General features: G+C 31.8%; 11 protein-coding genes. 5 read left to right on the top strand and 6 right to left on the bottom strand.

Annotation, left to right across the window (positions count from 1 at the left end):
* Positions 1–89: 89 nt before the first annotated feature.
* The 4 genes from N508_RS02875 to mnmA are packed head-to-tail and all read right to left on the bottom strand — an operon-like array spanning position 90 to position 3,026.
* On the bottom strand, positions 90–671 hold the full coding sequence (locus N508_RS02875; protein ID WP_023274895.1) for a hypothetical protein: 582 nt from the start codon (positions 669–671) through the stop codon (positions 90–92).
* Complete coding sequence (locus N508_RS02870) at positions 652–1,440, bottom strand: EFR1 family ferrodoxin (protein WP_023274894.1); 789 nt, start codon at positions 1,438–1,440, stop codon at positions 652–654. The genes N508_RS02875 and N508_RS02870 overlap by 20 nt, the downstream gene beginning before the upstream one ends.
* Before the next feature lie 11 nt (positions 1,441–1,451).
* Positions 1,452–1,943 carry a YajQ family cyclic di-GMP-binding protein gene (locus N508_RS02865; RefSeq protein ID WP_023274893.1) on the bottom strand — a complete coding sequence of 164 codons (492 nt, stop codon included), beginning with the start codon at positions 1,941–1,943 and terminating at the stop codon, positions 1,452–1,454.
* A gap of 24 nt (positions 1,944–1,967) precedes the next feature.
* Entirely contained in the window at positions 1,968–3,026 is a 1,059-nt protein-coding gene (mnmA, locus tag N508_RS02860; RefSeq protein WP_023274892.1) for a tRNA 2-thiouridine(34) synthase MnmA, read from the bottom strand.
* Between the two features lie 369 nt (positions 3,027–3,395).
* On the opposite strand from mnmA, the gene N508_RS02855 reads away from it, so the two are divergent.
* The 5 genes from N508_RS02855 to N508_RS02835 all read left to right on the top strand — a co-directional run bounded on the left by N508_RS02855 (position 3,396) and on the right by N508_RS02835 (position 8,651).
* Complete coding sequence (locus N508_RS02855; RefSeq protein WP_179077821.1) at positions 3,396–4,280, top strand: IS30 family transposase; 885 nt, start codon at positions 3,396–3,398, stop codon at positions 4,278–4,280.
* A 161-nt stretch (positions 4,281–4,441) separates the two neighbouring features.
* Positions 4,442–5,131 (top strand): nickel pincer cofactor biosynthesis protein LarB, encoded by a 690-nt coding sequence (gene larB, locus N508_RS02850; RefSeq protein WP_023274888.1) that lies wholly within the window; start codon positions 4,442–4,444, stop codon positions 5,129–5,131.
* Positions 5,128–6,357, top strand: a complete 1,230-nt coding sequence (locus tag N508_RS02845; RefSeq protein WP_023274887.1) for a M20 family metallo-hydrolase — start codon at positions 5,128–5,130, stop codon at positions 6,355–6,357. Before larB ends, N508_RS02845 begins: the two co-directional genes overlap by 4 nt.
* 10 nt (positions 6,358–6,367) lie before the next feature.
* Positions 6,368–6,916, top strand: coding sequence for a YqiA/YcfP family alpha/beta fold hydrolase (locus tag N508_RS02840; protein WP_023274886.1), 549 nt, complete (start codon positions 6,368–6,370; stop codon positions 6,914–6,916).
* A complete protein-coding gene (locus N508_RS02835) occupies positions 6,861–8,651 on the top strand; it encodes a WD40 repeat domain-containing protein (protein WP_023274885.1) in 1,791 nt (596 codons plus the stop codon). The genes N508_RS02840 and N508_RS02835 overlap by 56 nt, the downstream gene beginning before the upstream one ends.
* Positions 8,652–9,199: 548 nt before the next feature.
* On the opposite strand, the gene N508_RS02830 is transcribed toward N508_RS02835, so the two are convergent.
* Together N508_RS02830 and N508_RS02825 are read right to left on the bottom strand one after the other, a co-directional pair.
* Positions 9,200–9,760 (bottom strand): hypothetical protein, encoded by a 561-nt coding sequence (locus tag N508_RS02830; RefSeq protein WP_023274884.1) that lies wholly within the window; start codon positions 9,758–9,760, stop codon positions 9,200–9,202.
* Positions 9,761–9,987: 227 nt separating this feature from the next.
* Positions 9,988–12,366, bottom strand: a complete 2,379-nt coding sequence (locus tag N508_RS02825; protein WP_023274883.1) for a hypothetical protein — start codon at positions 12,364–12,366, stop codon at positions 9,988–9,990.
* Positions 12,367–12,414: the final 48 nt, after the last annotated feature.

The raw sequence follows: 12,414 nt of genomic DNA, 5'->3' as shown, positions 1-12,414 counted from the left end.
GGAGAAGTATCTGAAAAAATATAATTTAAATATATTATGCACTGCTGTAATATTTATAATTTAGATTTTTCGCCTGTAAATAATCAGGCTCAAAATGACTGATATACAAAATTTTTGGATATATCCACTGTCCCTGTAATTTTAAACTTAATATATATTCTATTTGTTAAATATTTCATAGCAAATGGTTTATATTTTTCTTCTGAATTCATGTTTATAAAAGTAATCATTTCCTGCTGATTTAAAAGTGCAACAGGCAGATAGATTGTAAAGTTACTATTAAGTGGACTTTGTTCTTTTATAAGCATATTAAAAGTTATGGTGCAATTTGCAAGTGGGCTGCATTTAGTTTTTGCATTAGATATAATAAAGCTTACACCATCTTTTTTATTTTCATCACTTTCTGGTATTAATAAATATACTTCTTCATTTCGCACATTATCAAAATATAAAGTAATATTATTTTTCATTATATTTTTTTTAACAGTTTCAGCATTATAACATCCGACAATAGAATATAAAACACAAGGCTCATTATAGATAAAATCATATTCAGTTTTAGTGGTGTTATCCTGTATATTATGATGATTATCCTGATTAGTTTCTTCTGAACAGGAAGCAATTATTATAAATATTATAAGAGTAAGTATCCTAATAGCTTTTAGGTGCATAGGGGTTTCTATATCTGCCTTTATTTTTACTGTCAAAGAAGAAAAGCACATTTCCATAGTTTATAGCTTGTGCTGGGCATATATGCATGCAGGCAAAACACAGAGTGCATTTCTTCTGTTTCCATATAGGCTTGTTATCTTTAATTTCTATAATTTTTAATGGGCATATACTTTCACATTTTTTGCATGCTGTGCATAAATCAGATACTCTAAATTTATATGTGTTTCTATAATATGAATAAAAAGGATATAAAATGGAAGTAGCAAGGAAAGGCAGAGTGCCTTTATTCTCATCATAATCCCCTTTATCTAAGTTTTGAATATGCTTTATTATATTTTCAAGCTCTATATTTGATTTTAAAATAACTTCTTCCTGTTTATCTTTAGGTGGTATTTTAAATAATGGGACAAATATATCTATCTGTTTAATAGAAAAAACACTTGATAGAGTAATACCAGATTTTTTTAATAATTTTTCAATCATTTTAGAAGTGTTTCCTGCACCGCCACCGCAGGTATAAACAGCAAATACATAGGTATCACTTGTTAATTTCATATTTATATTTTTAATAAATTCAGTAACCAGATATGGCACACCCCAAAAATGCACAGGGAAAACAAATCCGCAGTATTTATCATGTCTTGCATCAAAATCCAGTTTGCTGGATTGCAAACATTTCGCCATAGAAATAAGCGGAGTATCAAGCTTTTCAGCAATAACATTTGCTGCATAATAACTATTCCCAGAGCCTGAAAAATAAAAAATCATACACTAATCCATTAACTTTTCATATTTATAAATTGTAAAGGCAGTGGTAAATCCAAACATTTTAATATTTGTATAACAGCCTGCAGGTCATCTATTTTTTTGCCTTGTATTCTTACTTTATCATCCATAATTGAAGCCTGCACTTTTAGTTTGCTTTCTTTAACTGCTGTTGTAATTTTTTTGGCAGTATCTTTATCAATACCTTCTTTAATTTTCACTTCACGCCTAAGCATAGAGCCGCCTGCTTTTTCCACTTCTCCAAATTCAAGGCATCTAGCATCTACGCTTCTTTTTGTAGCAGCAGAAATAAGCATCTCTCTAAGCATATTCATTTTCATATCATCAGTAGTAATTATTTTAATCAGCTTATCTTTTTTATTTAATTCTACTTCTGTATTAGAGCCTTTAAAATCAAATCTAGTGTTTAACTCTTTTTTTAAGTTATTTACAGCATTGTCAAGTTCCTGCATATTTACTTCACTTACAGTATCAAACGAAGCCATTTATATTTACCCCCACCCATTTATTTAAAAAGTATAGTCTATAACGCCGCTTCCAATAATTATATCTCCATCATATATTGCAGCCGTCTGCCCTGCAGCAGGTGCAAACTGGAAGTTATCAAAAAGAAGATTGGCTTTATTTTCAGGCAGTCTTTCAATGAGACAATTTTCATCTTTCATTCTGTATCTGAGTTTTGCTGTGTATTTTCCCATATATGGTGTATCTGGAAAAAACTGGCAGTCTTTTAAAGCCACACCTTTAAAAAATACTTCTTTTTTTACACCAAGGTATACATCACCAGTTTTACTGTCAATAGATTTAACATATAAAGGCTCTTTATAGCTTATTTCAAGCCCACGCCTTTGTCCCGGTGTATAGTTGTATATTCCTTTATTTTCACCAATTACTTTACCATTTAATATAAAACTGCCTTTGCGGACATTTTTTATATATGGCTTTAAAAATTCTCTGTAATCTTTATCTTCTAAAAAACATGCTTCCTGCGAATCTTTTTTTTCTGCAACAGGCAGGTTATATTTTGCAGCTATTTCCCTTGTCTGTGTTTTTTTCATTTTTCCAAGTGGAAATTTAAGCAGATTTATATGAAATGGCTCTATCATAGAAAGATAGTATGACTGGTCTTTTTCAGCATAATCTGCCTTTTGTATATAATACTGCTCTCCGATAAGTTTTGTTTTTGCATAATGACCTGTTAAAATATACTGGCAGTTATGTTTCTGCATCTGGTCAAAAAGATATTTTGTTTTTGCAACTTTGTTACATTTAGAGCATGGGTTTGGTGTTCTGCCCATTTTATACTCTCTAATAAAATATCCTATAACATCTGGTATAAAATATTCTGTATAATCTGCTAAATGCCATTCTATACCTAAAAATTCTGCCATATTTTTTGCATCATGCCAAAATTCATTTTTATTATCAAACATCTGCATAGTTATACCGATAGTTGTCAGCCCTGCTTCTTGTGCCATTAATGCTGTTACAGAGCTGTCTACACCTCCAGACATTGCAACTATAACTCTGCTTCCTTTTTCTATACCTAATTCATTTAAATATATCATTATAACCCGTTTTTTTATTATATATATTATTTGCACTATTATATATTATTTTTTAATTATAATCAATTATAAATTATTACAAATGAAAAGCAGGTAAAATCTAAAAACGATTGCGAAAAAGTGAATAAATAAAAAAGTGGTTGTTAAAACTCTTTAAATAAAATAATATTTTTTAGCCAAAAAATAGAGTAAGAGAGGTAACAACCACAAATGGATACTACACCAAAAAATCGTAAAAATAAACACTTAAATGCATTTGAGTGTTATAAATTAGAAGGTCTGTTGAAATCCAAAGTTAGTGTGTTGGAAATAGCGTAGATATTATGCAGGTCTAAAAGCACGATATACCGAGAAATAAAGCGAGGGACAGTGGAATTTCTCAACAGTGACTTGAGTGTAAGGAAAGAATATAGTGCATACTATTCTCTAAATATAAGGCAAGGTTTAATGAGTAAAACAGGTAGGAAATTACAATATAACATTGAATATGGCTTATTAGACTATATACAGAGTAAGTTAGATGAGAAGTATTCCCCAGATGTTATATCTGGAGAGTTAAGGCATCAGTGTATATCAACAATAAGTACCCAAACAATATATAACTATATATCATTAGGACTATTAGAAAGTATAGAATATAGAAAATATACTAAACAATGTAAAAGTAATCCACGAACAGCCTATAATAATACACGCGGCAGAAGTATAGACGAACGACCATTTGAACTGAAAGAGCGACTATATGGCAATTGGGAGATGGATACAGTGGTGGGCAAACAAGGCAGTAAATCAGCCTTACTGGTGCTTACAGAACGAGTATCACGGTTTGAAATAATAATCAAATTAAGAAATAAAACACAGAAAAGTATAATAGCAGCATTAGATAAGTTAGAAAGAAAGTATAAAGATAAATTCAGCTTAATATTTAAGAGCATAACAGTAGATAATGGTGTAGAATTTTTAGATATGGCAGGTTTAGAAAAATCAGTGTATGATAAAGTATCTAAACGAACAACTATTTATTATGCTCACCCTTATTGCTCTTGGGAGAGGGGAAGTAATGAGAATAATAATAAACTTATAAGGAAATTTATTAAAAAGAAAACTGATATTAAAAACTTTTCAGCTGCTTATATTAAAAAAATACAAGACTGGATGAATAATTATCCTAGAAAATTATTTAATTATAAATCGGCTAATGATATATTTTATGAGAACTTAAACAACTGCTTAAAATGTTGCAATCGTTTTTAGATTTTACATACAAATGAAAAGCATTATATATTAACTAATAATATATATGTTACAAATTATATAAAAAAATAATGCAATGCTGTTTTATCAGAATAATATAAGGTAAAATATTTTTTAAATATTTTATTGCCTTTTTTGGTAATAAAATATATTTATAGTGTATGAATAATAAAGGTTATGAAGATATAGGCTTTGCTAAAATTGACCATGACAGGCAGAAAAGGCAGGGTTATCCAGAAGTTATATTTGGTGCTGGCAAAACATGTGAGCATGCAGCAGCTATATTTAAGAGAATTAAAGAAAATGGTAATGCAGCAGTATGTACCCGTGCATCAAAAGAAATGGCAGAAGCCATTATTTCTCTTGTGCCAGAAGCAGAATATATTGAAATAGCAAAAATCGTTATCTATAATGATATAAAAAAAGGGCTTGAAGGGCAGGTATGTATTGCAACTGGTGGCACATCAGATATTCCTGTTGCTGAAGAAGCGGCAGTTATTTTAGAAGCATTTGGAAGTAAAGTTATAAGGCTTTATGATGTAGGTGTTGCAGGTATTCACAGGCTTATGGATAATATGGATATTCTTAGAAGCTCAAACTGTATTATTGCTGTTGCAGGTATGGAAGGAGCTTTGCCATCTGTAATTGCAGGGCTTGTTTCTATTCCTGTTATAGCTGTGCCTACATCTGTTGGATATGGGGCAAATCTTGGCGGCATTGCCGCACTGCTTGGTATGCTTAACTCATGTGCATCAGGAGTGAGTGTAGTAAACATAGATAATGGTTTTGGGGCAGCAAATCAGGCACATTTAATAAATATGCTGGCAGTAAAAGGAAGTGGCAGCCGATGAATACAGTATGGATTTTAGATGTAATAGATAAAATAAGCCAGATAGGTATGACATTAAATGGCATTACAAGGCATGCTTTTTCACAAAGTGATATGCAGGCAAGAGCTTATCTTAAAAAGCTGATAGATGATATAGGATTAGAGTATAGAGAAGATACTTTTGGCAATATGTTTGCATTATATAAGCCTGCTGGAGCAGTGGGGCAGGTAATCGGCACAGGTTCACATATTGATACTGTTCCAAACGGTGGTAAATATGATGGTGTTTTAGGTGTTGTTTCAAGTTTAGCATCTATTAAAACAATAAAAGAAAAAAATATTCCAATATGCCATCCGTTAGAATTAATTGTTTTTCAGGCAGAAGAATCAAGCAGTTTTGGTCATGCTACTATGGGAAGCAAAATTATGGCAGGAAAGCTGGATAATTTTGTGCAGTGGGAGCAAAGTGTTGATAATAATGGCATAACCCTTGTAGAAGCTATGAAAAAAGCAGGCTATAATTTTTATGATATTCATAAAAGTGTTGTAGAAAAGGATAAGTATAAAGCATTTGTTGAGCTGCATATAGACCAAAGTGAAAAAATGAAATATGAAAATAAGCCTGTAGCTGTGGTAGATGGTATTGCTGCTCCATTAAGAGTTAAAGTGATTATTCATGGGGAAGCAGCTCATTCTGGCTCTACTGCTATGCGGTATAGGAAAGATGCTCTTGTTATAGCCAGTGAACTTGTGCTTGCTGTTCGTAACTTATCACTTGCTTATGATGAAAGAAATGCTATTGCAACTGTTGGAAAGCTTGATATTTTTCCTTCTGCTATGAATGTAGTGCCAGGCACAGCAATTATGTATATTGATATAAGGGGTATAAACAGTAAAACAATAGATGAATTTTTTGGTTTAATAAGAGCAGAATCTTCAAAAATTGCTCTTAGATATAAGGTATCATGTGAAATAGAGTTAATGTCTTCAGAGAAACCTTGTATGTTAAATAATTATGTTTCTGATATTATAGAAAAATCATGTCATGAGTTAAATATTCCTTATATGCATACAATCAGTGGTGCTGGTCATGATACAATGAATATGGCAGAAATTACTGAGTGTGGTATGATATTTGTAAAAAATGACAGTGGTGTAAGCCACCACCAGAATGAAGAGATATTAAAAGAAGATATAGAGCAGGGTGCCAGCCTTTTATATCAAACATTAAAAACTTTAGCAAAGTAGGATGTGTTATATGAAATATTATTATTTTCATGGATATGGCAGCTCACCAAGTGCATGCAAAGCAGAAGCAATGCGTGAAATTTTGGGAGCAGAAAATATATCCGCACCAGATTTTAATGTATCAGCAGAGGAAGTATCTGATTTATTTGATAAATTGATAGATGAAATAAAAAATAGTAATGACGAAGTATGTATTGCAGGCAGTTCTCTTGGCGGCTTATTTGCTCTTTATGTTGCTACAAAAGCAGGCTGTAAAGCAATACTTTTAAACCCTGCTTTAATGCCAATGGTTATTGTGCCAAAAGTTACAGAGAAAGTGCCAGTTTCTACTGTTATTATTGCACAGAAACTTTCTTTATATGCTTATGAATATTATAATAAAGATAATATTTCTGTATGGGTAACAGATGACCCGCTTATAAATCATAATGCTTTAACAAAACCTTATTTTTACAAAGGTGTAAAAGAATATATTGAGTTTGATACAGATACCGCATCAGGTCATGAATTTACTGGTTTTAAGAATGTTTTTGAAAAATATATTAAAAATAACAAGTAGTGCAATACTTTTTTTAATATTATGCAGCAATTCATTTTCAGCAAGCCGAATATTAAGCGGTGAATTTTTATCACTTGCTGCTTCACTAAATATTCTTGCAGATGTAAATAAGAATAAACAAATTATTCAGGTTAATCTACGAAACTGTCAGCAGCTAATGAGTTTTTCTGTAGATAAAAGCATAAGGCAGATGATAATTTCTGAATATATTTCTTCCTATGCAGTTGCAGGGGGCAGCAGTTTATATGTATATAATATGCAGGATGGCAGGCTTGTTCAGTCTTTTGATGATTTTTTAAGAAGTGTATATCTTATATCTCAGTCAGATATGGGGCAGTTTGTTGCAGCCAGTGATGGTATTACAGTTGGTCTTTATCAGTTTAAAAAAGAAGGGCTTGTAAAACAGTATGTAAAAGAATTTACAGGCGGTGTTGCAGCAATTTATCCAGATATAGAATCAAATCTTTTATATGTTGTAGAAAAAAACGGCAGGCTTTCTGTATGGACATTTTCAGGCAAACTGCAAAAAAATATTACTCTTTCAAACCATGTAACATCTATGATATTTGATGAAAAAACAGGTAAATTTTTAGCAGCATCTAATACTGGATTATACAGTATATCAAAAGATGATTTTGCTATGGAGAAAATATTAAATGGTAAAATTATATCTGTTTTTGTAGAAAATTTTTCAAGCAGGCTGGAAGTAATGACAGATATTGGTTTTACTGTTTATGATTATCCAGCTATGCGTCCTGTTATTGCTCTTGATGGGGTAAATGGTGGTATAATAAAGAGCGATGGTGCAAATTTTGCAGCTTTCAGCGGTTTCAATTTTATAAAAATATATGATTTAAAGCAGAATATTCATATTGGCACAATAGCGGTGGATAGTCTTGGTGTAGTTAATTTTTATCCGCCTGATGCTGTTTATGGCACAAATATTTCAGCATCATTTATTGCTGCAGCTGCAGGCTCCACTATGGAAAAGCAGGAATATAACAGAGATAAAATATGTGCTCCCATTGCTGCAATGGTTGCAGGGGTATACAGCCCAGAACGCATGGATATTGGAAAAGTTCAGATAGATAAAGTTGATGAAATATATAATGTGCCTGCTCCAAAAGTTAATGAGCCTGCACAAGTAAAAAGTCCACAGATTTCTTTTAAAGATGGCATTCTCACCGTTCCTGAAATAAAAGCAGTGGGGCAGGTGGCAGATGTTAAGATAGATGATAAAATCACACCAGCAAAAGAGATGAGTGAAATATCGTCACCAGCTGCACCAAAAGTAAAAGATATTGAAGAATTAATGGCGGCTAAAATTCCTAACTGGGTAGCTAACAGGAAAAATCTTCCTAAAAATAATGCAGTAGGCAGTGGCAATAATGAGCAGGAAGCATTGCTTGCAGCAAAATCTCAGCTTAAAAATAGTATAGTAAGGCAGGCTTTAAGTGATTTAGTCCACGAAAAAGAAATATCTGCTGTTGATAATATTGAAGCTAAAAAACGGATACTTTGGCAGTCAGCAGCAAAAGCAGTTAATAGTTTAGACAGTAAAATTTTTACAGTTGATACATGGTTATCTCCAGCAGGACAGCATTTTATACATTTGGTTATGGATAATAAAACACTCCATGAAAAAGGCACAGAGTATTTAAATAAAGAAATAATAAAGTATTATTCTGCTGATTTTGAAAACTATATGCAGGAAAAACCCGTTAGTCTAGAGTAAAGGTAATGGAAACTTATCAAATTTATTCTTTATTTTCAAATTCAGTCCAGCTACGCATTTCTGTTTCCTTCCTATTCGGTCTGGAAATGCTTGCATCGCAAAAACGGGGTATTGCCCATATTAATGGCAAGCCGTTTTCTATACTCCCAAGCGAAGTGTAGTGAAAAAAACACTCCCCTTGAATTTGAAAAACTACGCTTTGCCAAAGCAAATTCGGCTATTGCTCACTAAAGACGAAGCACCCTGCTTCTTTCCTTGTTATACTGAGCTTGATTTTTAAGCGAAGTATCTAAACAACTAGATACTTTAAATATATTACACTCTGCTGCAATATATATAATCTAGATTTTTCGCCTTTAAAATCAGGCTCAAAATGACTTATAGTGTGAAAACAGTGGTGTCAATACTAAGTTTGAAATATAGCGAAGTATCTAACAAGCTAGATAGTTTTAAAAATATTATATACTGCTGTAATAATATAATTTAGATTTTTAGCCTTTAAAATCAAGCTGAAAATGACTGCAATATAAAATTTTGGATAAGTATATTTACTTATTATTTAAAATAAATTTAATGAACTTTTTAATTTCAGGCAGTTTTTCAGTCTGCACTTTATCTATTAATATTAATGTAAACTTATCAAGCACATTTAATGGTCTGTATTCCAGTTTTAAATAATCAAGAGCTTCGCATGTTGTATTTTCCATACTACATGGCACAGCAAGACAGGCATATTTTGCCATAGATATAAGCTCATAAGTGCCAACAAGTTTATATGTAAACATTTCAACACCTGCAGATAAATCACATAGTATGGAAGCGACTGCTGAGGCTTTTGCATAGTTATCTTTAAAAAGACGGCAGCAATACTGCCTTACATCTTTATGTTCATCCTGTTTATAAAGTCTTGGGCTTTCTTTACTAAAACATTCCATACTTATAGGTTCTATAAGGTAATATTTTTCAATATCTGGATAAACTGCCACAAGATGAGGAAGCGGCGAGCTGTAATCTATACCGCTTACTAATATTTTCAGTTCCATAGAACGCATTGTTCTTGCAATCAGGTTTATAAATGACTGCTTTGTATAAATATCTTTTTCACTCATAACTTATTTCAGGCTGCCCTGTCGCTCCATAAATTTATAATGTTTTATAAGTCCGTAATTTTAACTATATTATTATCACATTAAATTCTTCGCTATTCTCAAAATGAAAGCAGGCATAAAAAGTGCTTTCAAATGACAAAATTACTAATATTATGTCATACTGAGAGTGATAAGGCGAAGTATCTAGATGGACTTATTTAAAACAGTATCATAAATTATATCTTATATTAAAACATCTTGTGTAATCCGTCAATCTTTTTACAGGCATTTTCATACATATCATTCTGCCTGCCTGTTAAGTATTTATTTTCCATATTTGATTTATTATTTACTTTATCAGCAAGGGATGGCACACTGTCTGCTGCATTATTTGCGGCATTTGCATTGCTTAGTCCATTATTTCCTGATTTATTATTTCTTGGAGTATATGAACTTGCTTTAATAGATTTTTCAATATCTGGAAGCACATCACTCATAAGGTCAGTAATAATATCATCAGCAGTTTTCAGTGCAGCTTTTTCTGCATCAGGGTTATATGAAATATCCCCTTTATTTAATGGTGGAAGCGGCATGGAAGAAAAATATTCTGGAGCATTGCCAAATTTATCTAATATTGTTGGCGTCTTATCAACATCAGGCACAATATTTTCATATCCTGCTAATTTTTCAGAATTATTATTCTGTGTGCCTGCATTATCTTTTTTTGTATTATATTTTGCCTTTTTTGATGGCATTTTTCTCATATCTTCTATTAATTTATATGGGTCATAAACATTATTAACAAAGTCTTTGTTTATCATTCTCCTAACAGGTTTATCTGCATTTTCTTTATTATTATCCATCTGGTTTTTAATATCAGCTATTTTTTCAGGATTATTTTTTATATCATTTGCAGAATAGATTAAATTTTCCAGTCCTTTTTTACCCTGAGCCATATTTTTCAGGTTTTTAATCATTGAAGCACCTGCATTTTTATTTGATGCTATTGCTTTTGCATATTTTTCTGGTGCCATTAACATTGCTTTTTCTTTAATTTCTGAGCTAATGTTAGGATTTTCAAGAGCTGCCATTCTTTCTGCTTCTTTTATAATATTATCAGGTTCTGGCACCCATCTTTCTGGGAAAAGTTTATTTAATTTTTCCTGTGGCATATTAGGGTGTTTATATGCAGTATTTTTTACAAGGGGATTTTTATCTTCAGATAAAGCTGCAATAGCTTTGGGTGGTGTTTTTGGATTTGCAGCAAGCCCCATACGGACACATTCATCTGGGTTATTCACATTATAAAGTATTTCTTCAATAGATAAGCATGGATTTGACATATATTTTTTATTAAAATCGCAGTCCCTGTTTTTACCTGCGGATATTTTTCGCATAATTTCTGGTGTAATGGCGGGGTTCTCAAGCATATCACTGTGTAGTCCTGAATAATTGCTTAAATCTTCCATCATATTTTTAGAAACAGATGGATTTTTAGCAAGAGCTTTAAGCACATTATTTGATTTATCTTTTGCAAGGTGTTCTAAAACATCTGGTGGAGTATTTGGGTTTTCTGCAACAGCAGCACGGACTGCTTCATCATCAGATGATGCTTTTTCTCGTAAAATATTTGGGTCAGCTGCTTTGTTTCTTAAAGCATAAGTCTGCACTGGAGTATTTGCAAGTTCATTAATATATTCTTGAGCCAGCTGTGGATTCTCTGCTATTATTTTTAAAAGTTCATTATCTTCTGGAAACCCGTTTTTTATATCTTCAAAGTATTTTTTTGCTGCATTGTCTAATACTTTTCTTTCTGTTTTTTCTTCAGGGCTCATCATATAGTCATCTATTTTATCTTTAATATCAGGTGCACTTATTGCAGCAAGCCCTAAAGTTGTGCCTAAAAGTGCAGCTGCTGCTAATTTTTTAGCAGTAGATAATGGTTTGTGTGATGGTGTTTCTTTTTTAGTATCAGCTGCTTTATTGTTTTTATTTTGCTTTATATCTGAACTATTGCTATTAGTTTCTTTCATATTAGAAAGATTTGCAAGCATATCTTCTTTTTGTTTTGCAGTATCTTTATTTTTATCTGTTTCTTTAACAGGCAATTCTTTTTTTTTTGTTTCTTTTATATCAGCAGATGGCATTTCTGTTTGCTTTTCTTCTGCTGTTTCATTCTCTTCTTTTTTATTTTCTTTATGTTTTTCCAGATATTCATTTACTATTTTAGATGTATCTTTTTTGTTTATTCCTGCTACTACATAGCCCGGAAAAAGCTGATATACAGTAGGTGAAAGCCCTTTTTGCTTTAAAAGCTGTTCTACCATATCTATATCGTTTGAAGGCACTATTAAGGCAGATGCAGGGTTAGTATTTGCATTATTTTCATTTATAAGTGTAGGAATAAGGTCTTTCTCTATTAAGTTATCCCATTCTTTTGCAGCATTTTTACCAAAAGGTTTATCAACTGCTACAGCAACATACCCAGAATCATGTATAGAATCATACATTTCAAATTTCTGAGTGTTTTTAGATACCCCTTTTTCTGCCAGTTTTGTCTGTAAACCAAACCTGTTAAAACTGTCTGTTACATCATCTATAAATTTGCCATTGCTTTTAAAGAGCATAAGCATTTACTCCATATACTATATATAATAAAACCCTGCCTGAATAAA

The organism is Mucispirillum schaedleri ASF457 (genome assembly GCF_000487995.2).
Taxonomy (GTDB): Bacteria; Chrysiogenota; Deferribacteres; order Deferribacterales; family Mucispirillaceae; genus Mucispirillum; species Mucispirillum schaedleri.
Note: the sequence above shows the minus strand (reverse complement) of the source record. Positions and strands in the feature narration are given on the sequence as shown.